This window comes from Paraburkholderia gardini, assembly GCF_907164575.1.
Lineage (GTDB): Bacteria > Pseudomonadota > Gammaproteobacteria > Burkholderiales > Burkholderiaceae > Paraburkholderia > Paraburkholderia gardini.
The window spans coordinates 128,659-148,972 of record NZ_CAJQYY010000002.1; the positions used below are offsets into that span (position 1 = coordinate 128,659).

The 20,314-nt window shown below is 64.5% G+C and carries 18 protein-coding genes; 6 read left to right on the forward strand and 12 right to left on the reverse strand.

Annotation, left to right across the window (positions count from 1 at the left end):
- Complete coding sequence (locus LPA34_RS02060) at nucleotides 1-2,436, reverse strand: AsmA family protein (protein ID WP_228974371.1); 2,436 nt, start codon at nucleotides 2,434-2,436, stop codon at nucleotides 1-3.
- Between the two features lie 102 nt (nucleotides 2,437-2,538).
- Here LPA34_RS02060 and LPA34_RS02065 point away from each other — a divergent pair, with 102 nt between their 5' ends.
- Together LPA34_RS02065 and LPA34_RS02070 are read left to right on the forward strand one after the other, a co-directional pair.
- A complete protein-coding gene (locus LPA34_RS02065) occupies nucleotides 2,539-3,270 on the forward strand; it encodes an ABC transporter ATP-binding protein (protein ID WP_228974373.1) in 732 nt (243 codons plus the stop codon).
- On the forward strand, nucleotides 3,267-4,082 hold the full coding sequence (locus tag LPA34_RS02070) for an ABC transporter permease (RefSeq protein ID WP_228974376.1): 816 nt from the start codon (nucleotides 3,267-3,269) through the stop codon (nucleotides 4,080-4,082). The genes LPA34_RS02065 and LPA34_RS02070 overlap by 4 nt, the downstream gene beginning before the upstream one ends.
- 89 nt (nucleotides 4,083-4,171) lie before the next feature.
- Here LPA34_RS02070 and LPA34_RS02075 read toward each other — a convergent pair whose 3' ends face one another.
- Together LPA34_RS02075 and LPA34_RS02080 are read right to left on the reverse strand one after the other, a co-directional pair.
- Nucleotides 4,172-4,720 carry a DUF6013 family protein gene (locus tag LPA34_RS02075; protein ID WP_228974379.1) on the reverse strand — a complete coding sequence of 183 codons (549 nt, stop codon included), beginning with the start codon at nucleotides 4,718-4,720 and terminating at the stop codon, nucleotides 4,172-4,174.
- 173 nt (nucleotides 4,721-4,893) lie between these two features.
- Complete coding sequence (locus LPA34_RS02080) at nucleotides 4,894-5,910, reverse strand: zinc-binding alcohol dehydrogenase family protein (protein WP_228974381.1); 1,017 nt, start codon at nucleotides 5,908-5,910, stop codon at nucleotides 4,894-4,896.
- Between the two features lie 167 nt (nucleotides 5,911-6,077).
- Here LPA34_RS02080 and LPA34_RS02085 point away from each other — a divergent pair, with 167 nt between their 5' ends.
- On the forward strand, nucleotides 6,078-7,016 hold the full coding sequence (locus tag LPA34_RS02085) for a LysR family transcriptional regulator (protein ID WP_228974382.1): 939 nt from the start codon (nucleotides 6,078-6,080) through the stop codon (nucleotides 7,014-7,016).
- Between the two features lie 37 nt (nucleotides 7,017-7,053).
- Here the strand turns inward: LPA34_RS02085 and LPA34_RS02090 are convergent, their stop codons facing one another.
- The 4 genes from LPA34_RS02090 to LPA34_RS02105 form a co-directional block, all read right to left on the reverse strand.
- Nucleotides 7,054-7,377 (reverse strand): hypothetical protein, encoded by a 324-nt coding sequence (locus tag LPA34_RS02090; protein ID WP_228974384.1) that lies wholly within the window; start codon nucleotides 7,375-7,377, stop codon nucleotides 7,054-7,056.
- A 59-nt stretch (nucleotides 7,378-7,436) separates the two neighbouring features.
- The gene (gene ligD, locus LPA34_RS02095) at nucleotides 7,437-10,199 is read right to left on the reverse strand and encodes a DNA ligase D (RefSeq protein WP_228974386.1); all 2,763 of its coding nucleotides are present in this window, start codon (nucleotides 10,197-10,199) and stop codon (nucleotides 7,437-7,439) included.
- A 52-nt stretch (nucleotides 10,200-10,251) separates the two neighbouring features.
- The gene (gene ku / locus LPA34_RS02100; RefSeq protein WP_228974388.1) at nucleotides 10,252-11,223 is read right to left on the reverse strand and encodes a non-homologous end joining protein Ku; all 972 of its coding nucleotides are present in this window, start codon (nucleotides 11,221-11,223) and stop codon (nucleotides 10,252-10,254) included.
- Between the two features lie 204 nt (nucleotides 11,224-11,427).
- Nucleotides 11,428-12,654 (reverse strand): cytochrome P450, encoded by a 1,227-nt coding sequence (locus LPA34_RS02105; protein WP_228974390.1) that lies wholly within the window; start codon nucleotides 12,652-12,654, stop codon nucleotides 11,428-11,430.
- Nucleotides 12,655-12,869: 215 nt separating this feature from the next.
- Between LPA34_RS02105 and serB the strand changes: the two genes are divergently transcribed.
- Nucleotides 12,870-13,709, forward strand: coding sequence for a phosphoserine phosphatase SerB (gene serB, locus LPA34_RS02110; RefSeq protein ID WP_228974392.1), 840 nt, complete (start codon nucleotides 12,870-12,872; stop codon nucleotides 13,707-13,709).
- 104 nt (nucleotides 13,710-13,813) lie between these two features.
- Here the strand turns inward: serB and LPA34_RS02115 are convergent, their stop codons facing one another.
- The 5 genes from LPA34_RS02115 to rimO form a co-directional block, all read right to left on the reverse strand.
- The gene (locus tag LPA34_RS02115; protein WP_228974393.1) at nucleotides 13,814-14,998 is read right to left on the reverse strand and encodes a cystathionine beta-lyase; all 1,185 of its coding nucleotides are present in this window, start codon (nucleotides 14,996-14,998) and stop codon (nucleotides 13,814-13,816) included.
- A 95-nt stretch (nucleotides 14,999-15,093) separates the two neighbouring features.
- Nucleotides 15,094-15,708 (reverse strand): hypothetical protein, encoded by a 615-nt coding sequence (locus tag LPA34_RS02120; protein WP_228974395.1) that lies wholly within the window; start codon nucleotides 15,706-15,708, stop codon nucleotides 15,094-15,096.
- 39 nt (nucleotides 15,709-15,747) lie between these two features.
- Entirely contained in the window at nucleotides 15,748-16,932 is a 1,185-nt protein-coding gene (gene bktB, locus LPA34_RS02125; RefSeq protein ID WP_228974397.1) for a beta-ketothiolase BktB, read from the reverse strand.
- An 89-nt stretch (nucleotides 16,933-17,021) separates the two neighbouring features.
- Nucleotides 17,022-17,948 carry a sugar kinase gene (locus LPA34_RS02130; RefSeq protein ID WP_228974399.1) on the reverse strand — a complete coding sequence of 309 codons (927 nt, stop codon included), beginning with the start codon at nucleotides 17,946-17,948 and terminating at the stop codon, nucleotides 17,022-17,024.
- A 3-nt stretch (nucleotides 17,949-17,951) separates the two neighbouring features.
- The gene (rimO, locus tag LPA34_RS02135) at nucleotides 17,952-19,343 is read right to left on the reverse strand and encodes a 30S ribosomal protein S12 methylthiotransferase RimO (RefSeq protein ID WP_228974401.1); all 1,392 of its coding nucleotides are present in this window, start codon (nucleotides 19,341-19,343) and stop codon (nucleotides 17,952-17,954) included.
- 320 nt (nucleotides 19,344-19,663) lie between these two features.
- Between rimO and LPA34_RS02140 the strand changes: the two genes are divergently transcribed.
- Nucleotides 19,664-20,023 (forward strand): transcriptional regulator, encoded by a 360-nt coding sequence (locus tag LPA34_RS02140; protein WP_228974404.1) that lies wholly within the window; start codon nucleotides 19,664-19,666, stop codon nucleotides 20,021-20,023.
- A complete protein-coding gene (locus LPA34_RS02145) occupies nucleotides 20,016-20,300 on the forward strand; it encodes a helix-turn-helix domain-containing protein (protein WP_228974405.1) in 285 nt (94 codons plus the stop codon). The genes LPA34_RS02140 and LPA34_RS02145 overlap by 8 nt, the downstream gene beginning before the upstream one ends.
- Nucleotides 20,301-20,314 lie beyond the last annotated feature (14 nt).

Sequence of the window (20,314 nt, forward strand, 5' to 3'; positions counted from 1 at the left end):
TCAACTCCCCTTGTATTGCGCCGCGCTGGCGGGCGACATCCGCATGGCGGGCGTCGACGATGCGGGCGCGGGCGGCGCAGGAAGACGCGCTCCGTTTGCCTCCGAGGCTGCCGCGTCCACGCCGCGCGGCGTCCGCATCTTCTGGCCGGGCGGCGGCGCGTCCGGACGCGCGCGCATCTGCGCGAGCAGGTCGTTGCACGGAAGCGCCTTATTGTTGCTCGGCGCAATCAACGGAATCAGCGCGGCGAACGGGTTGAGCAGACCGAGGCCGATCATCGCGCCGCCACGCACCGCGAGCGCCGTCGCGTTCACGCCGACGTGCGGATTCCTGAACGTACCCTTCACGTACAGCGGCGAGCGCAGCGAGAAGACGCGGAAACCCTTCGTGTGCGGATGGATGTTGAGGTCCATCGCCTCGTCCTTCAGGTTGATGGTGCCGTCCATGTTGATCACGGCATCGTCGGTATCGAGCGCGAACACTTTCGAGTCGAGTACGCCGTTCGTCACGACAAAATCCGCCGCCGCGCAATTGATCTTCACGTCCCGCCTGCCGAAGAGCTTCTCATAGACGACATTCGCCACGTTCAACCCGGCCGCTTCCATATAGAGGCGGCTCACGGTGCCATCGGTGATCAGCGCCTTCACTTCGCCGTTCGACGTCGCCGCAAGCGCCGCGGGCGAATTGCCGGTTGCCGAGAGCGCAGCGTCGCCGTTCACTTCGCCCAGCGCGCTCTGCATCGTCTTCACGGTCGGGAACAGTTGCTTCAGCTTCAGATGCCGCGCCTGCGATGCCACGCGGCCCTTCAGCGGCGTCGTGCTGCCGTCGAGGTGAATCTCCGAATCGAGCGTGCCGCCCGCCACGCCGAACCTGAGCGGCTCAAGCGCAAGCACCCCTTCCTTCATCACGACGTGCGTGTAGAGATCGGTAATCGGCAGGCTCGGGTCCTTGATGATGCGACGGCCGGTGAACTTCACGTCGGCATCGATCGCCTTCCAGCGATCCGTGCGGAATTCCTCCACGGGCAACACCTTGCCGGACGGCTGGTCGGGCGCGGCGCCGCGCTTTGCCTTGCTCGCGTTCGAATCGGCGCCGATGATCGGCGCGAGATCCTTGAACTGCAACACGTTCGACACAAGTACGCCCTGCAGCAGCGGACGCGGCTTCTGCGCGTAGTAAGTCATCGAGCCGTTCAGATCGCTGCCGCCCACCCGGCCGGTGAAATTCCCGTATTTGAAAACGCTGCCGTCGGGCTTGAACTGCCCGGTCAGGTGCCCTTCCGTGGCGTATGGCGGCGTGTCGGGGAGCGTGACCCCTGTGAGCGGATACAGGTGCGCCATGCTCGCGCCCTGCAACCAGAGCCGCAGGTCGAGCGCCGCGAGGTGGACCGGATCGGTCACCGTGCCGACAACCGCGATACGCGTATCGCCGACCCGTACGTCGGCCTGCACGGGAAACGGACGCGTCGTGTCCTGCACGGCAAGCACGCCGCCGACCTTCCCGCTGCCCGAAAGCGACGTCGCGTTATAGGTGCCCTTGAGCGTCCAGCCAATGCCATACGTCGGCGCGGTCCGTTCTGAACCCGTCGTGGCCGGCACGCTGGCACCGGACGTGGAGGCGACGGCCGCCGCACTGGATGCCACCGGCGTGGCGGACGCGCCGGACGCCGTCGTCACCGATGCGCCAGACACGCCAGCAGGCTCCGATGCCGCTGATGCCGCCGCCGAAGCCGCTGATGCCGCGGCCGCAGCCGAAGCCGCATCCACCTGCTTCACGAGCTTGCTGGCGCCCTGCTTGCCGACCACCTGCGCCGACGCATTACGTGACGCCTCTTCCTGTGCCTTCATGACGTCGCCGATTGGAATCGCCTGCCCGAGCGTATCGATGACCATCTTCACGTCGGCCTTCTTCTGCTGGTCGGAATACGCGATATTGCCTTTGGCGAACTGGATATCGTGCAGTTCGAGCTTCCATTCCGACGGGCTCGCAGACGAGGCAATCTTGAACGTCCAGTTATTGCGGCCGTCGAGAAGCCGTTCCAGATCGACGGAAGGATTCACGAGATTGATCGCGGGAATGACGATGTCGTGCGCGAGCAGCGGCAGGACCTTGATCTGAAAATCGATTTCATCGAGCGTCGCGAAGTGCGGCTGCTTCGACCAGTCGGGATTGCCGACCGTGATGTTTTCAGCGGAAAGACGCGGCCAGGGCACCCACGCGCGCCAGCCCATCTCGCCGACCGGATGGCGCCAGCCCACCTTGAGATCGCCCTCGATGGCAAACGGGCGGCCGATTGCCTCGCTGACCTTGTCGTTGATATACGGGCGCGCGCGGTTCCAGTCGAACGTCAGGATAAAAATCACCAGCGCCGCCACAAGCACGACGAGTATCGCCAGCACCCATGCGAAGATTTTTCCGGTCCGTCGAGATACCGCCATGAGGATTCCCTTCCATTTTTCTTTATCGATGGCGCAGCACACGCCGTGCCCGCCCTGCTGCGTCTATCATGACGCACTGCCACACACCCCGCCCGAAACACCATGACGGACATTCCGATCGTCGAGGCCTTCGACCTGTGCCGCCGCGATGCAGAGCGCGGCCAGGTGCTGCTCCAGCCGGCCTCGTTTTCACTCCACGACGGCGACCGCGTCGCCGTCACCGGTCCGTCCGGCTCAGGCAAGAGCGTGTTACTGCGTGCGCTTGCCCTGCTCGATCCGCTCGATGCAGGCCGCATCGAATGGCATGGCAAACCTGTTTCACGGATCACGATGACGCACTACCGGCGCAACATCGCGTATATCCGGCAGCGACCCGCCGTTCTCGAAGGCACGGTCGAGGACAACCTGCGCTATCCGTACACATTGCACGCGTATCGCGACGTGCGATTCGATCGCGAACGCGCGCGTTCGTTCGCGGAACGGGCGGGCCGCGGCGACGATTTTCTCGACAAATCCGCGAGCGAGCTGTCCGGCGGCGAGGCGCAGATCACCGCGCTCATCCGCGTGCTGCAACTCGCGCCCGAGGTGCTGCTGCTCGACGAGCCGACCGCGTCGCTCGACCCCGAGTCCTCGCATGCGATCGAAGCGCTCGTCAAGACGTGGCTCGATTCGGCCGATGCGCGGCGTGCTTCGGTGTGGGTCTCGCACGACCCGGCCCAGGCGGCGCGCGTGAGCGACCGTCATCTCACGATGCGTGCGGGTGTGCTGGACGAAGTCACCCGACCGGCTGCGCCGCCAGGCCCGCAGGACAACCAGCGGGAGGATACGCGATGAGCCAGGGTCTGCAGAATCTGAGCCTGTGGGACGTCGGTATCGCGGCGCTCCTGATCGTCGTGAATGGCGCGGTATCGGTGGCGCTGAAGCTCGACCTCGAACGCAAGCTCGCCTGGGCAGCCGTTCGCACGATCGTCCAGCTTCTCGCGATCGGTTACGTGCTCGGCTGGGTGTTCGCATACGGCCACTGGTTCGTGGTCCTGCCGCTGATGATCCTGATGACGCTGATTGCCGGCTTCGCGGGTGCGCAGCGCGGGCTGCGCACTTACGCGGGACAACGCGCGGACAGCCTCGTGTCGATCTGGGTCAGTTCGTGGCTCGTTGCCGCGGTCGGGCTTTTCGTCGTGATCCGCATTCATCCGTGGTACGCGCCGCAATACGCGATTCCGATTCTCGGGATGATTCTCGGCAACACGCTGACCGGTGTCTCGCTTGGCATCGAACGCATGATGGAAGAGCTGACCGCGCGACGCGATCGCGTCGACATGGCGCTCGCGCTCGGCGCGACACGCTGGGAAGCGGCGCAAGGTCCCGCGCGGCAGGCGGTGCGGGCGGGCATGATTCCGACGCTCAACCAGATGGCTGTCGTCGGCGTGGTGAGTCTGCCCGGCATGATGACGGGCCAGGTGCTGGCGGGACAATCGCCGCTGCAGGCGGTGCGCTATCAGATCGTGATCATGTTCCTGATCGCGGCTTCATCGGCGCTCGGCACGGTGGGCGCGGTGCTGCTGACGTACCAGCGACTCTTTTCCGCCGAGCACCGGTTCCTCGCGTCGCGCCTCGTCGACCGCCCGGTGCGCGCGCGGCGCTGAAAGCCCGTCGCCGTCAGGCGGCGGGTTCGGACTCGCGTCCGGTTCCGCCCGCGCGCCTGGACGCGTCAGCGCGTCAGCGCGTCAACCCGTCAACGCCGTGCCGACACGACGACCTGGATGCCATCGCTGATCGTGACCGTCTTCGCGGTGCCGTTGGTCGGCATCGTGAAACGGACAACCTGGCTTACCGTCACGTCATTCGGACACTTGAGCTTCTGGCCGCCGGCCGTCACCGACTTCGTGCCCTTCGGCGCCTGAGCCTGGAAGTTCATCTGCACGGTAGCGGTACCGTCACTGGCGACGACCGGCGCGAGGCGCACCTGGGTCTGACGGATCATCGCGCCGTTCGCATCGACCGGCAGCGACGCGTAGTTCGGGCACTTGTCGGTGGCCGGAACAGGACCGCCGGGCGGCACGGTCTTCCAGGTGTAGTCGTCCATCTGGCCGGAGCGGATCTGGCGTGTCTCCTGCGAGTTGCCGAACTGCTTCGACATGACCTTGACCGTGTACTTGATCGGTCCGTCCATCGCCGACTGCGACGTGACCGTGATCGGCGTGGCGGCCTGCGACAGCGTCGCAAATCCACACACGACTGAAGCAGCAACAGAAACGGCGAAACATCTAAGGCTGGGACTCATATCGTCACCTCGTTGTTGTGCCGCTGCGCGCCCGCCATGCGGCCGCGTAGCCGTTGTTACGCGATACGCTACCCGTCTAGTCTACCGCCAGGCGGCAACGCGCGCGCTTCCGGCGGATCGGGTTTTACCCCGCTTGCGGCGCCGCCGTTTCTGCTCCTGCGTCTCTCCCTACGTCAAAACCCGGTCAGCACGAGCTTGCCGATCGCGCGGCCCTGTTCGAGCATCGCATGCGCACGGCGCAGGTTCGCCGCGTTGACCGGGCCGAGATTCTCGCCGAGCGTCGTACGCAGCGTGCCGGCATCGATCAGCCGCCCCACCTCGGTCAGGAGCTTGTGCTGCTCGATCATGTCGGGCGTACCGAACATCGAACGCGTGAACATGAATTCCCAGTGGAACGCGGCGCTCTTCGCCTTCAGCAACTCGACGGCAACCGGCGCGCTGTTTTCCACGATCGTGCAGATACCGCCTTGCGGTTTGATGACAGCGGCGGCGGCCGGAAAATGCCGGTCGGTGTCGTTGAATATCAGCACGTAGTCGACCTGTTCATGGCCGAGCGCCTTCAGTTGCGACGGGATGTCCTTGAAGTGGTCGACGATATGGTCCGCACCGAGTCCGGTCGCCCACTTCGCCGATTCGGGCCGCGATGCGGTTGCGATCACCTTCAGCTTGCCGAGCTGCTTCGCGAGCTGGATGCCGATCGAACCCACGCCGCCCGCGCCGCCGACGATCAGCACCGTCCGTCCGCTGTCCTTGCCTTCCGGCGAAACGCCGAGGCGCGAGAACAGCGCTTCCCATGCGGTGATGGCCGTCAGCGGTAATGCGGCTGCATGCGAGAAGTCGAGCGAAGCCGGCTTGCGCCCGACGATCCGCTCGTCGACGAGGTGATATTCGCTGTTCGCGCCCGGTCGCGTGATGCTGCCCGCATAGAACACGGGATCGCCGACCTTGAAGAGCGTGACGTCAGGGCCGACTGCGGCAACCGTTCCGGCCGCATCCCAGCCGAGCACGCGCGGCGTGGCCTCGGTCTGGTCTTTCGGGGCGCGCACCTTGGTGTCCACCGGGTTCACGGAAATCGCTTCCACCTTGACGAGCAGGTCGTGGCCGGTGGCCTCGGGTCTGGCGATCTCGATGTCGATGAGCGATTCGGGGTTGTCGATGGGCAGATAGCGATGAAGACCGACAGCTTTCATGGAGCACTCCTGATTCACAGATTCGGTTCGAAACGGGCGACCGCCACGCCGCAGCGGGCTTTCTGCCCTCGACGGCGCGTTTCGGTCGGGTTGATGTCATCGTAGGCCGTTCTGTATTCTTCTAAAACCATCATAATGACTGAAACATTTTCTTGATTTTCCGAATAATGACCTCTCTTCGACCGCAACGAGAACGGGAACGACTCGATCTGCTCGACGTCGCGCTGTTCGTGCGCGCCGCGCTGCTGAACAACCTGTCGGCAGCCGGGCGCGAATTCGGGCTGTCGGCCGCCGTGGCGAGCGCGCGGATCGCGAGTCTGGAGCAGTTGCTCGGCGCGCGGCTTCTGCATCGTACGACGCGCCGTATCAGCCTCACGCAGGACGGCGAAGCGTTCATGACGCACGCGCAGACGCTGCTCGATGCCGCCGATACGGCGCGCGGCTCGGTCGGCAATGCGCAGTCGGGGCCGCAAGGCCGGTTGCGCGTGACGATGCCTTCGTCGTTCGGGCGTCAGCACGTGTCGCCCGTGATGCCGGCGTTCCTGCGGCAATATCCGGGTGTGAGCATCGACCTGCGTCTGACCGACCAGATGGTCGATCTCGTCGACGCCGGGATCGACGTCGCGATACGGCTCGGCGCGCTGAAGGATTCGTCGCTGGTTGCGCGGCGGCTTGCGGTGAACCACCGCGTGATCTGCTGTTCGCCTGCGTATCTGGAAGCGCACGGAACACCACGGCACCCGTCCGATCTCGCCGATCATGAGTGCGTGATGCTCTCGGATCAACGCGACTGGGGGTTCGTGACGCCCACCGGCCGGGTCAACGTGCGCGTGAACGGCCGGTTCGCCACCGACAACGGCGAGGTAATTCGCGACGCGTTGCTCGACGGCTTCGGCATCGCGCTGAAGTCGACGTGGGACGTCGCGGCGTACCTGCGCAGCGGCGAACTCGTGACGATCCTCGACACCTATCCGCTCGCCGAGACGGTGGCGATCTGGGCGGTGTACCCGACGCGCACCTTCGTACCGCCAAAGACGCTCGCCTTCATCGACTTTCTCGCGGCGCATTTCGGCGATCCGCCGTACTGGGATCAGGTGCCGCGCTAGCGCTGCGCGTGCGGCTGGTGATCCCGACCGCTTGCGCTCAACGCCGTCCGCGCGATCCGCCCGCTGGCTTCGAGGCCGGGTTCCGGTTCGTATTCGACTCGTTTTGCGTGCGCTGCTGATACTCATCGCCGCCGCGCCGGTCGGTGTCTTCGAGACCGTGTTCGACATCGTGATGCGCCTGCTTGCCGACCCGATGGGGTTCCTGATCGTGGTGGCCGCCCGGATCCTGATCGGCTTCGTGCGGCAGCGGCGCGTTGTCATCGGCGGGCGGCCGGGCGTGACCCGTCGACGAGTCGCGCTCGCGTTTGCTGGACGTCTCGCGACCGTGGGTCGTCGTCGAGGTTTGCGGTGATGTTTTCATCGTGCTTCTCCTGTTCCCTGTTCTGGTTGGGCGAGCCCGCCAGCGGGCCGCGCATTGGCTCATTCGGGTCCTGCCTGGTCGAGCCGCTTCTTCATCGCGGCAGTGATTCGTTGACGCGTCTTCGCGTAACCCGCCCACGGGTCTGTCTTCAGTGCATCGAGCCGTTCGTGCAGGTTCGCAATAGTCCATTGGTCGCCGGCCTGGGTGTCCGGCACTTCGTCCCATGAGAGCGGCACGGAAACCCCGAGGCCCGGCCGCGCGCGCGCCGAAAACGCCGCCACCGTGCTCGACCCGCGGTTGTTGCGCAGATAGTCGACGAAGATTTTTCTCCTGCGGTTCCGTGCGCCCATCTTCGCGGCGAAATGCGTGGGCAGCGTCGTCGCCATGTGTTGCGCGATGGCCTGCGAGAACGCCTTCACTTCGTCCCAGCCGGCCTTGTTCGCCAGCGGCACGACGACGTGCAAGCCCTTGCCGCCACTCGTCTTGCAGAACGACATGAGGCCAAGTTCCTCAAGCAGCGAGCGTGTAAGCAACGCGGCCTCGATCATCTTGTCCCAGCCAAGCGACGGATCCGGATCGAGATCGAACACCACGCGATCCGGCTTCCCGATGTTCGATGCCACGGCGTTCCATGTATGCAACTCGATCGTGCCCATCTGCGCCGCGCCGATGAGCGCGTCGACGCTGTCGATCGTGATCAACGGCGGATGATCGGGATCGAGACCGGGATGTTGCGTCACGTTGGGGATCGACAGTTTCTGGCTGTGCTTCTGGAAGAACAGTTCGCCGCCGATGTCCTCCGGCGCACGCACGAGAGAAACGGGACGGTCCTGCAAATGCGGCAGGATCCAGCGCGCCACCGATTCGTAGTAGCGCACGAGATCGATCTTCCGCGTGCCGGTGCTCTTGTCGATCACACGGTCGGGATGCGAGACGCGCACGCCCGCGACCGTCGTTTCGCCGGCTTTCGTTGCAGCGCGTTTTGTCGCCCGTTTTGTGGCGACGCTTCCCGTCGACGACTCTTTATCGCTCTGCTTCGAAGCACGCCGCTTCGGCGTGGACGCTACCGTCATGGCTTCACCGGATGACTGTTCCACTTCGGCTCCCTTGTGAGGCACTTCCTTGACGATCTGCCGCGCCGGCTTGTCGCGACGCAGACTGACGAACGACGCCTGACGCACGATTCGCTCGCTGGTCCATTCCGCGAAATTGCATTCGGCGACGAGTTCCGGTTCGACCCAGTGCACCGGCGTACGGCTGCGCTCGCGCGGTGCGTCCGCAAACGGCATGTGCTGCGTTTCGAGTGCGTCGAGTTCCTTTTTCACCGAGCGCAGCGTCGCCGCATCGAAACCCGTACCGACGCGCCCCGCGTACTGGAGCTTGCCGCGTGTATCGTAGACACCGAGCAGCAACGCGCCGAAAGCGGCCCGACTGCCGGCCGGCCCCGTATATCCGCCGATCACGAACTCCTGGCGCCGCCGGCACTTGAGCTTGATCCACGACGAGGTGCGCCCCGCGCGATAGAGACTGTCGCGACGCTTGCCAATGATGCCTTCGAGCGCCATGTCGCACGCGCTTTCAAGCAGGGCGTCGGCGCTGAAACCGAAGTCGTCTGAATAACGCAGTACGTCGTGCTTCAGTGGCTCGAGCAACGCCTTGAGAATCGCGCGGCGCTGCACGAGCGGCACGCCCCGCAGGTCGTAGCCGTTCAGAAACGGCACGTCGAAGAAATAGACCGTGATGTCCTGCGCGCGGTTGGCATCGAACGCGTTCTGCAGAAGCTGGAAGCTCGGCACACCGTTATTGTCGAGCGCGACGGCCTCGCCGTCGAGCCACGCCGATTCGATGTCGAGTTCCGCGAGCGCGTCGGCCTGCTGGCGAAATCGTGGTGTCCAGTCGTTGCCGGTGCGCGTGAAAACCTGCACGACCGCCGGCTTCCTCGCATGGTGATCGATGCGTGCCAGCACACGATACCCGTCGAACTTGATCTCGTACGACCATTCGTCGCCAGGCGGCGCGGTATCGACGAGCGTCGCGAGTTGCGGCTTGAGACTCGCTGGCAACGCCGCTTTTTTCGCGCCTTCGATAGAGGGTGAGACCGCCAGTTCCCGCAGCGATTTCACACTGCGGGCCGCGACGGTGTCCGTCTTCTTCGAATCGGCTGCGGTGGCACGTTTTTTCGCGGCCGACTTTTTAATCGCCGGCGTGCTCTTTTTCGACGCTCCGTGTTTGCCGCCGTCGAGTACGCTGCCCGGCAACTTCTTCAGCACGTCGTACGCGTTTTCGTCGCGCGCTTCGGCATCGCGTTCCTTGATGAGAAGCCATTGCTCCTTGTCGCCGCTGCCGCGCATGTGACTGCGCACGAGCATCCAGCCGCCGCGCAGCTTTTCACCATGCAGTTCGAACTTGAGCTTGCCTGCCCGGTATGACTCGCGCGCATGCGCTTCACCGCCTGCGGGCTCCCATGTACCGCGATCCCAGACGATCACGTCGCCCGCGCCGTAGTTGCCCTCGGGAATCGAGCCTTCGAACGAACCGTATTCCACTGGATGATCCTCGACGTGCACCGCGAGACGCTTCATCGACGGATCCAGACTCGGCCCTTTCGGCACGGCCCACGACAGCAGCGTGCCGTCAAGTTCGAGCCGGAAGTCGTAGTGAAGCCGACGCGCATCGTGCTCCTGAATGACGTACGAGAGCGCGTGCGCACGGCCGCGCGTCGACGTCTTCGCGGGTGCGCGCTTTTTCACCGGCACGCCGGACGGCTCCGGTGTTTCGTCGAAACGACGTTTGCGCGTGTAGCGATCGAGTCTGTCGGTCATGATCCTGGTCGTTGCGATCTGGAGCAAGGAAAGCAGGTGTGCTCACGCTCTGTCATGCGGCGCGACGCTTGCGCGGCGGCGCGTTTTTCGGGCCGTCGCCGTTCGTTGCACGGCGCGTGGCCGTTTGCGCCTTCTTGCGCGGCGCGACGCGTTTGACCGGCGCTTCGAGCGCCTCGTCTTCGTCTTCCTCTTCCTCTTTCTTTACGGCGCGCGAAGCGGGCTTGCCCTTACCCCGTCCAAGACTGCGCTTGAGCAGGTCGGAGAGATCGAGAATGTCGGCGGAGCGATGCGGTTGGGTGTCTTCCTCGACCTCGCTGATTTCCTCGGTCTTGCCCGCACGAACCTTTTTATCGACGAGCGCCATGATGTCGTCGCGAAACGTGTCGTGATACGCGGCAGGGTCCCATCCCTCGCTCATGTCGTCGATGAGCTTCTTAGCCATGTCGAGTTCGCGCGTGCTCACGCCCGATGCCTTGACCCCTTCGGAGGGCAGCTTGAGTTCGTCGAACGGGCGCACTTCGTCGGCCCAGCGCAGCGTGTTGAGCGCGAGCACCGGACCCACCGGAATCAGCGCGGCCAGATGCTGCTTGTTGTGCAGCACGACGTTCGCGACGCCAATCTTTGCCGACGATTTCATGGCCTCGCGCAGCAACGCATAAACCTTTTCGCCCTTGCGATCGGGCGCGAGGTAATACGGCGTGTCGAGATAAAGAAATGAAATATCGGACGCATCGACGAAGGCGAGAATATCGACGGTCTGCGTCGATTCCGGATTGGCCGAGCGGATCTCCGCATCGGAGAGCACGACGTACTGCCCTTTCTCGTATTCGAAGCCGCGCACGATGTTCTCGCGCGTGACTTCCTTGCCGGTGCGCTTGTTGATCTGCCGGTAGCCGATCGGGTCGATCGACCGTTTGTCGAGCAGGTTGAAGCCGACCTTTTCGGACTTCGTCGCCGGATACAACTGCACCGGAACATGCACGAGTCCGAAGCTGATCGCGCCCTTCCAGATCATGTGTGCCATCGTGCGCTCCTCGAAGCCTGGAACTGGAGCGAAGCAGCAAGCGTGCCACGGACGCCGTCGACCATTCGCGCCACGCCTGAGCGCGCGGCGGCGTTTCAGGCGCGCGCCCACGCAGCGTGAGGAAGCTGTAAGTCTTGCGTGGCACAGGAAAAAGATGCGGACTGAGGGCGCGTCCTCATGCTGGACCAATGCGGGATTAACGCCCTAGCGAACCTGACAGGGCACAGCCGCGTAGCCGCGAAAGCGCACGCGCCCGCCTCTCACCGGTTCGCCGCTCAGCCGGTATGCCGGAAAGCGCCGCACGAACCGGCCAATCGCAATGCGCGCTTCGAGCCGCGCGAGCGACAGTCCCGCGCACTGATGGATGCCGAAGCCGAACGCGAGATGCCGGTTGGGCTCGCGGCGAATGTCGAACCGGTCCGGCTCCGCGAACTGTTCCGGGTCGCGATTCGCCGCGCCAATGCACAACGTGACCGGCGTGCCTTTCGCTACCGCGACACCGCCGATTTCCGTATCGACCGTCGCCATGCGATTGCCCAGCTGGTTCGAGCTTTCGAAGCGCAGGCATTCTTCCACCGCGCTCGCGATCAGGTCCGGTTCGCGTTGCAGCGCCGCGCGCGCGTCAGGCCATTCGCTGAGCGTGACGATGCCGTTGCCGATCAGGTTCGTCGTCGTCTCGTGGCCTGCGTTGAGGATGAAGATGCAGTTCTGCAGCAACTCGGCTTCGGAAAGACGCTCGCCTTCGGTTTCGCCTTCAATCAGGCACGTCAGCACATCGTGCTGCGGATCGCCCGGTGTACGGCGACGGGCGGCGACCAGTTCCTTCAGATAGTTCACGAAACCGGTCACCGCGCGATTGCCCCGTTCGAGTTGCGCTTCGGTCAGCACGGGTTCGAGCGCGCCGAGAATGGCGAGCGACCACTCGCGCAACGGCCCGCGTTCCTTGTGCGGCACGTCGAGCAGATTGCCGATCACCTCGACTGGAATCGCCGACGCGAACGCACCGATCAGATCGATCTCGCCGCGCTCTTCCGCGGCATCGAGCAAACCGTCGACGAGCCGGATCAGACCCGGCTCCATCGCCGCGATCGCACGCGCCGTCAGCGCGCCAGCGATCAGCTTGCGCACCCGTGTATGTAGCGGCGGGTCGTTGAAGACGAGGCTCGTCGTGTGATGCTCATATAGCGGCGATTCGCCGTATTTCGGCCGGAACTCGACCGTCTTGTCGGAACTGAATGCTTTCGGATCGCGATACACCGCCTGCACGTCGCGATAGCGCGTGAGAAAGAGCGAGCCGTCCCGCATGCGCCTGACCGGTTCATGCGTGCGCAGCGCACGATAGACCGGATAAGGATCGTCATGGAACGCGGGCGTCAGATGGCGAAGGTCAAAATCGCGGGCGAGTGCGCGTTCGTCAATGTCTGAAGGCATGGCGAGTCTCCGGCTGTCGTCTGTTTGCGTTCGTTTGTGCTTTTTGCCCGGCGCGCCTTGCCTGCATGCCGCACGGGCGTGCCATCCGTCGTGAGAGTATGCCGCACCGCACGTTCATCCTGCCGAAGCGCTCACGCCGAACCGTTACAATAGCCGGATTCCCGCGCGTGCACGCGCCCGCCCGATACCCGCCCCGTGCCTTTACCTGCGTCGACATGAACCTCGTCATCCAAAGCCTCGCGCCGATCGCCGAAACCCATTTCAAACCCCTCGTCGGGCTTGCGCGCGGCATGCGCGCGACGCCGCTCGACACCCGCACGCTTCGAATCGAGGACGCGAACCCGTTGCAGCGCGCCGATCTCGACGTGTACTGCGGGACGCACCAGCTCGACTACGCGTTTATCGAACCGGGCCGTCAGTTGCGCGATTTTGGCCTCGTCGCCATGGACATGGATTCGACGCTCATCACGATCGAATGCATCGATGAAATCGCCGATTTTTGCGGGCTGAAAGCACAGGTCGCGGCGATCACCGAAGCGTCGATGCGTGGCGAAATCAAGGACTTCAACGAAAGCCTGACACGCCGCGTCACGCTGCTCGAAGGACTCGATGCAAGCGCGCTTGAGCGCGTGTACGAAGAGCGGCTCCAGCTGTCGCCGGGTGCTGAGCGGATGCTCGCGGGCGCAAAGGCGGCCGGCCTGAAAACGCTGCTGGTTTCCGGCGGTTTCACGTTCTTCACCGAAAAACTGAAGGCGCGCCTCGGGCTCGATTTCACGCGCGCGAATACGCTCGAAATCGTCGATGGCAAGCTGACCGGGCGTGTGACCGGCGAGGTCGTCGACGCCGACGTCAAGGCGCGTACGTTGCGCGAAACCTGCGCGCAGCTCGGCATCGAGCCAGCGCGCGCCATCGCGATGGGCGACGGCTCGAACGATCTGAAGATGATGGCCGAGGCAGGCCTGTCGGTCGCGTTTCGCGCGAAGCCGGTGGTGCGCGAGGCGGCAAGCGTCGCGTTTAACTTCGTCGGCCTCGACGGATTGCTCCGGTTGTTCTGACGCGCCTGACGCGCGCACAGCGCACGTACAACGTATCGCCTGGAATGTAAAACGCCGCCTCGAAAGGCGGCGTTTTACGTTGCGGCAAACCGTTATGACGGCGCTCAGGCCAGCGCCGCGAGACTCTGCTCGATATCCGCACGCAGATCGGCCTCTTCCTCGAGCCCGATGTAGAACCGCACCAGCGTGCCGCGATGCGGCCACTGCGCTTCGGTGCGCATCGATGCGATGTCGTACGGCATCGCGAGGCTATGCGCGCCGCCCCAGCTCCAGCCAAGCGAGAACAGCTCCAGCGACTCGCAGAACGTGTCGATCCGCGCCGCGCTGTACTGGCCGTCGAACACGACCGAAAAGAGGCCGCCCGCGCCGGTGAAGTCGCGCTCGTAGAATTCGTGGCCCGGGCAATCGGGCAACGCCGGATGCAGGACCGCTGCGATTTCCGGCCGCGTCTTCAGCCACTTCGCGAGCGCGAGCGCGCTGCGGTCGTGCTGCTCGAAGCGGATCTTCATGCTCGGCAGACTACGCAGGATAAGCGAGCAATCGTCCGACGACACGCCGATCCCCATGCGCATGCGTGCCGCCTTCAGCTTCAGATGCAACTCGCGGTCCGCGGTAATCGTCGCGCCCATCAACACGTCGCCGCCGCCCGACTGATACTTCGTCAACGCCTGCACCGAGATGTCGACGCCCTGCTCGAACGGACGGAACGCGAGACCGGCCGACCACGTATTGTCGATCGCGGTGACGACGTTGCGCGCGCGCGCGGCGGTTGTAATGGCACGCACGTCGGGCACTTCCATCGTCACGGAGCCCGGCGCCTCGAGCCAGATCAGTCGCGTATCGGGCTGGATCAGCTTCGCGATGCCGGCGCCCACCATCGGGTCGTAGTAACGCGCGGTGATGCCGAAATCGCGCGCGAGCCAGTCGCCGTGATCGCGGTTCGGCGAATAGACGTTGTCGGGAATCAGCACGTCGTCGCCCGCTTTCACGATGCCGAAGTACACGTTCGAGATCGACGACAGCCCCGATGGCTGCAACAGTGCATGATTGCCGCCCTCGAGCGCGGCGAGCCGCTGCGCGAGGACGAGCGACGTCGGCGTGGCGTGCAGGCCGTAGCGCCACTGCGCGTCGTTGCGCCAGTCGAGCGCGCGCATCGTCGCGAGATCGGGGAACACCACCGTCGACGCGCGCGTGACCGGCACGGCAAACGATTCGAAGCCGGGCGTGAGGTCGTCTTCCGCGCGCACGATGCGGGTCTGCAGGCCGCGTCTGGAGGGAGTGTCAGTCATGGTGAATCCGGTCAGATAAAACGTGGTTAATCAGATTGCAGGTTACGCGGATTGCGCGTGGGCATGCGCCCGAAGGTGCACGCCCACGGCGCCGGTCAGTCGCCCGTTGTGACGTTGCCGACGCCGCCCACTGGATGTCCACCCGGCGCAGGCGCGGATGTCTCCGCCGGCGCCTTTGCGGCAACCGGCGGCGGCACCGGCTGGCCTGCCGCGAGCGGACGCAGGTCGAACGGCTGCGGATCGGAGTCGTCGACGTTCATCCGCTCGCCGGAGAGCGTACCGTCAGCGGCGAATTTGCCGACCCAGTTGCCGGTGATGTGCGTGCCATCATTCGATTCCTCGACCTCAAGCGTGGTGCCGTCGCGATCGCCGGCAATCAGGATCACCGCGCCGTTATCGGTGAACTGATATTCGCCGTGCACACCCGAGGGATCGTCGGTTTTCGCGCCGAGCCGCAGCACGATCTGCCGGCTGCCGAGCATGCCCGCGTAACGCGGAAACTTCGCGAATTCGCGGCTCGGCTTCAACGGCAACTCGATGGGCGGCGGCGCGGCCAGTTCTTTCACCGCGTCGCTCTCTGCGTACGCTGGCGCGGATAACACCGCGACCGCCATCACGCCCGCACAGCACAGCATGGACAGTGCCGCGGTCGCGGCGCCCATCAGGCGACGCGGCGACACGCGCTGCATCATCGGCTTCGTTTGTTGCATCCTTTCGTTCCTTCGTTCGTGCACACGCGTTGTGGTCCGTCAGATCCGCTCGAAGATCGCCGCGATGCCCTGGCCGCCGCCGATGCACATCGTCACCAGCGCGTAGCGACCGCCCGTGCGTTGCAGCTCGTAGAGCGCCTTCACGGTGATCAGCGCACCGGTGGCGCCGATCGGGTGGCCGAGCGAAATGCCCGAGCCGTTCGGATTGACCTTCGCCGGATCGAGCCCGAGTTCCTTGCTGACCGCGCACGCCTGCGCGGCGAACGCTTCGTTTGCCTCGATCACGTCGAGGTCGGCGACCGTGAGGCCCGCGCGCTCCAGCACCTTGCGTGTGGCCGGCACGGGACCGATACCCATGTACGCAGGATCGACACCGGCATGTGCATACGCGACAAGACGGGCAAGCGGCTTCGCGCCGCGCTTTTCCGCGACACTGCGCTCCATCAGCACGACTGCGGCGGCGGCATCGTTGATACCCGACGCGTTGCCTGCCGTGACCGTGCCGTTTTCCTTCGCGAACACGGGCCTGAGCTTCGAGAAATCTTCCGGCGATGCGTTGAGCCGCACGTGTTCATCGGTATCGAATACGGTATCGCCCTTCCTCGACGGAATCGTGATCGGGAGAATCTGATCCTTGAAGTAACCGTTCTGGATCGCATGGGCCGCGCGGCGATGCGATTCGAGCGCGAGCGCATCCTGTGCGTCGCGCGAAATATCGTACTTCCTTGCGACGTTTTCAGCGGTCACGCCCATGTGAACCGACTGGAACGGATCGCTCAGCGCGCCGAGCATCATGTCGACGAGACGGGCGTCGCCCATGCGCTGGCCGAAGCGCGCGGCCGGCATCATGTACGGCGCGCGGCTCATGTTTTCAGCGCCGCCGCCGATCGCGATATCCGAGTCGCCGAGCAGAATGCCCTGGGCTGCCGAGACGATCGCCTGCAGGCCCGAACCGCACAGACGGTTCACCGTGAGCGCCGGCGTGTGCTGGGCAACGCCGCCGTTGAGCGCCGCGACGCGCGCGAGATACATGTCTTTCGGCTCGGTATGAACGACGTTGCCGAATACCACGTGACCGACGTCATCACCCGGCACGTTCGCCCGTGCCAGCACTTCGTGCACCACGCGTGCACCCAGATCCGTCGGCGAGAAATCCTTCAGGGCGCCACCGAAATCGCCGATTGCCGTACGCACCGCGCTCACCACCACGACTTCCCGTTGCATCGTTCGCTCCTCTCTTTTTGAATGATCTGGATGGCGGCGCGCGGGCCTGCTCTGCCCGACACGCGCCTGTATCGCGCTCCCGCCTGACTCTAGCTGGCGAGCAGCGCCTCGACCGCCTGACGTTCCGGAATCGGCGCCACTGCGCCGAAACCCTGCGTCGAGAGTGCCGCGGCCGCATTCGCGTAACGCGCGGCTTCGAATGGATCGTCGCCCGCGACGATGCGCGCGATAAATGCGCCGCCGTAGCAGTCGCCGGCGCCGGTAGCATCCACGGCCTTCACGACGCAGCCCGGCACGACGCGACGTTCGTCCGGCGTCGCCACGTAAGAGCCTTCCTTGCCGAGCTTCAGTGCAATCACGCGTGGGCCCTGCGCCAGCAGGAAATCGACGATCTCGTCGCGACCGGTGAGGCCCGTGAGTTCAGTGACGTCGTCCCAGCTCGGCAGACAGATGTCCGTCTGACGGATCGCTTCGAGCATCACCGCGCGTGCCCGCGCGAGCGGCCACAGCTTCAGACGCAGGTTGGTGTCGAAACTCACGGCTACGCCGCTTGCGCGTGCATGGTCGATCGCGGCGAACGCGGCATCGCACGCGCTCACGCTGATCGCGAGACTGATGCCCGACAGATGGATGACCTTCGCGGCGGCAATCGCATCGAGCGGCAGGTCGCGTGGCGCATAGCGGCTCGCGGCCGAACCGGCGCGCAGATAGTCGAACTGGTGACCGTTGGGGCCGTGCGAGACGAAATAGACGCCCGTGGGCGCGCCGGCGTCGACGCGCACCATCGACGTATCGACGTTTTCCGTGTTCCACAGGTCGATCAGAAGACGCCCGAAGTGGTCGTCGCCCACGGCAGACACAAAGCCGGTACGCGCACCCTGGCGCGACGCCGCGATGCAGAAGTTCGACGTGTCGCCGCCGAAGCCCTGCAGATAAGCCGGCTGGTCTTTCGAAGACTGGTTGAATTCGACCATCGCCTCGCCCAGCGCGAGAATCCCGGGAAACGCTGACGTCATGACCTAGACCTCGCCCCACAGATCGTGGCCGTCGGCGCCGGTGATCTTCACCGACACGAAGTCGCCCACCTTGTAGCGCTTCGACGCCTTCACGGCCGGCGCGACATATACGACGCCGTCGATCTCCGGCGCGTCCGCCGCCGTGCGGCCAATGCCGCCTTCGGCGTTGATCTCGTCGACGAGCACCTTCAGCGTCTTGCCGACCTTCTTCGCGATGCGCTTCGCCGAAACTTCCTCGGCGACTTCCATGAAGCGCGCGCGACGCTCTTCGCGCACTTCGTCGGGCAACGCGCCATCGAGTTCGTTCGCACTCGCGCCTTCCACCGGCGAATACGCAAAGCAGCCGACGCGATCGAGTTCCGCCTCGCGGATGAAGTCGAGCAGCGTCTGGAAATGCTCTTCCGTCTCACCCGGGAAGCCGGCGATGAACGTGCTGCGGATCGTCAGGTCCGGACAGATTTCGCGCCACCTGCGCACGCGCTCCATGACCTTTTCCGCGTTGGCCGGGCGCTTCATGCGCTTCAGCACTTCCGGGTGCGCGTGCTGGAACGGCACGTCGAGATACGGCAGCACGTGCCCCCTGTACGGGCCTTCGGCCATCATCGGAATGACTTCGTCGACGCTCGGATACGGATACACGTAGTGCAGGCGCACCCACGCGCCGTATTGCGCGGCGAGTTCGCCCAGCGCGCCGACGAGGTCCGTCATGCGCGTCTTGACCGGCTTGCCGTTCCAGAAACCGGTGCGGTATTTGACGTCGACGCCGTACGCGCTCGTGTCCTGGGAAATGACGAGCAGCTCCTTCACGCCGGATTTGAAGAGGTTCTCCGCTTCGAGCATGACTTCGGCGACCGGACGCGACACCAGATCGCCGCGCATCGACGGAATGATGCAGAACGTGCAGCGATGATTGCAGCCTTCGGAGATCTTCAGATACGCGTAATGGCGCGGCGTGAGCTTCACGCCCGCGGCCGGCACGAGATCGACGAACGGATCGTGCGGCTTCGGCAGATGGTTATGCACGTGCTGCATGACTTCACCCAGCGCGTGCGGGCCGGTGACGGCGAGCACCTTCGGATGCACTTCCTCGATGAGCCCGCTGCCGCTCGCGCTTTTCTTCGCGCCAAGGCAGCCGGTAACGATCACCTTGCCGTTTTCCGTAAGCGCCTCGCCGATCGCGTCGAGACTTTCCTGCACGGCTTCGTCGATAAATCCGCAGGTGTTGACGACGACGAGATCCGCACCGTCATACGTGCCGGAGATTTCGTAACCTTCGGCGCGCAGCTGCGTGATGATCTGCTCGGAATCGACGAGCGCCTTGGGGCAGCCGAGCGACACGAACCCGACTTTCGGGGCGGCCGGCGTCGGCGTAATGGGGGAGGAAGTCTGCGGCATAGGGGATGGTCCGGCGGATGGCGGTAACGTAACCCCGCATTGTACCGCGCCGCCACGTCCGGCCACCCGCGGCGAAGGCGCGGGAATTCGCGCTGGCCGGGCAGGTTCGTCCAGATTCTTCCCGGGATTCCGGATCAGCACACCGCCCGTGCTAACGCAAGTCGTCCGGTCGACCGAATTGTCGCTGCAGGACCGCGGCAATGGCACTCGATATCAATCCTGTCGCGAAACCGCGTTGTGGTTTGTCGCGTGTTTCCCGCGCAGCCCTTTCGCGTTAGCCACCCAATCGAGCCCCATGTCGGGCTCCATCATTTATAACAATGAATTCTTGCGAAATATACGGCAAGGCCGTACAATTCAGACCCATATATACGGTCATCGAAACGAAGACGTTCCAGCGCTATGCGGAGGAAATCTGGTACGACGATGAGCGGGAGTCATTTATCACGTGGCTCGCCGGCAATCCGTTATCCGGAGACGTCATCCCGGGAACGGGAGGCCTGCGCAAGGTGCGATGGTCAAGGCCGGGTATGGGAAAACATGGCGGCGCACGCGTCGTCTACTACAACCTGGTCGAGGACGGCTGCATCTGGTTGCTGATCGCTTACACGAAGGCAAAATTCGACGATCTGCCCACCACGTTTCTCAACCAGTTACGCCAGGAGATCGAACATGGATAAAGAACTGGAACAGTTTCAGGCGGACTTGCTGAAGTCCGTGCGCGACATGAAGACGGGGCGCGCTGCGCGCGTCACGAAAATCGAGCCGACCGCAGCGGCCCTGGCGCGCGCGAAAGTCGGGCTGTCGCAGAGTGCATTCGCCGCGCTGCTCGGCGTATCGACCCGAACGCTCCAGGACTGGGAGCAAGGCCGGCGGCAACCTACCGGAGCAGCGCAAACCCTGCTGCGGGTCGCAGCGCTCCACCCGGATGCATTGCGAGACCTGAAAGCGGCCTGATACAGGAAGCACGG

Excerpts from the sequence above, each read along its gene's own strand:
- LPA34_RS02060 (WP_228974371.1), bottom strand. The coding sequence starts at position 2,436 with ATGGCGGTATCTCGACGGACCGGAAAAATCTTCGCATGGGTGCTGGCG.
- LPA34_RS02065 (WP_228974373.1), top strand. The coding sequence starts at position 2,539 with ATGACGGACATTCCGATCGTCGAGGCCTTCGACCTGTGCCGCCGCGAT.
- LPA34_RS02070 (WP_228974376.1), top strand. The coding sequence starts at position 3,267 with ATGAGCCAGGGTCTGCAGAATCTGAGCCTGTGGGACGTCGGTATCGCG.
- LPA34_RS02075 (WP_228974379.1), bottom strand. The coding sequence starts at position 4,720 with ATGAGTCCCAGCCTTAGATGTTTCGCCGTTTCTGTTGCTGCTTCAGTC.
- LPA34_RS02080 (WP_228974381.1), bottom strand. The coding sequence starts at position 5,910 with ATGAAAGCTGTCGGTCTTCATCGCTATCTGCCCATCGACAACCCCGAA.
- LPA34_RS02085 (WP_228974382.1), top strand. The coding sequence starts at position 6,078 with ATGACCTCTCTTCGACCGCAACGAGAACGGGAACGACTCGATCTGCTC.
- LPA34_RS02090 (WP_228974384.1), bottom strand. The coding sequence starts at position 7,377 with ATGAAAACATCACCGCAAACCTCGACGACGACCCACGGTCGCGAGACG.
- ligD (WP_228974386.1), bottom strand. The coding sequence starts at position 10,199 with ATGACCGACAGACTCGATCGCTACACGCGCAAACGTCGTTTCGACGAA.
- ku (WP_228974388.1), bottom strand. The coding sequence starts at position 11,223 with ATGGCACACATGATCTGGAAGGGCGCGATCAGCTTCGGACTCGTGCAT.
- LPA34_RS02105 (WP_228974390.1), bottom strand. The coding sequence starts at position 12,654 with ATGCCTTCAGACATTGACGAACGCGCACTCGCCCGCGATTTTGACCTT.
- serB (WP_228974392.1), top strand. The coding sequence starts at position 12,870 with ATGAACCTCGTCATCCAAAGCCTCGCGCCGATCGCCGAAACCCATTTC.
- LPA34_RS02115 (WP_228974393.1), bottom strand. The coding sequence starts at position 14,998 with ATGACTGACACTCCCTCCAGACGCGGCCTGCAGACCCGCATCGTGCGC.
- LPA34_RS02120 (WP_228974395.1), bottom strand. The coding sequence starts at position 15,708 with ATGCAACAAACGAAGCCGATGATGCAGCGCGTGTCGCCGCGTCGCCTG.
- bktB (WP_228974397.1), bottom strand. The coding sequence starts at position 16,932 with ATGCAACGGGAAGTCGTGGTGGTGAGCGCGGTGCGTACGGCAATCGGC.
- LPA34_RS02130 (WP_228974399.1), bottom strand. The coding sequence starts at position 17,948 with ATGACGTCAGCGTTTCCCGGGATTCTCGCGCTGGGCGAGGCGATGGTC.
- rimO (WP_228974401.1), bottom strand. The coding sequence starts at position 19,343 with ATGCCGCAGACTTCCTCCCCCATTACGCCGACGCCGGCCGCCCCGAAA.
- LPA34_RS02140 (WP_228974404.1), top strand. The coding sequence starts at position 19,664 with ATGAATTCTTGCGAAATATACGGCAAGGCCGTACAATTCAGACCCATA.
- LPA34_RS02145 (WP_228974405.1), top strand. The coding sequence starts at position 20,016 with ATGGATAAAGAACTGGAACAGTTTCAGGCGGACTTGCTGAAGTCCGTG.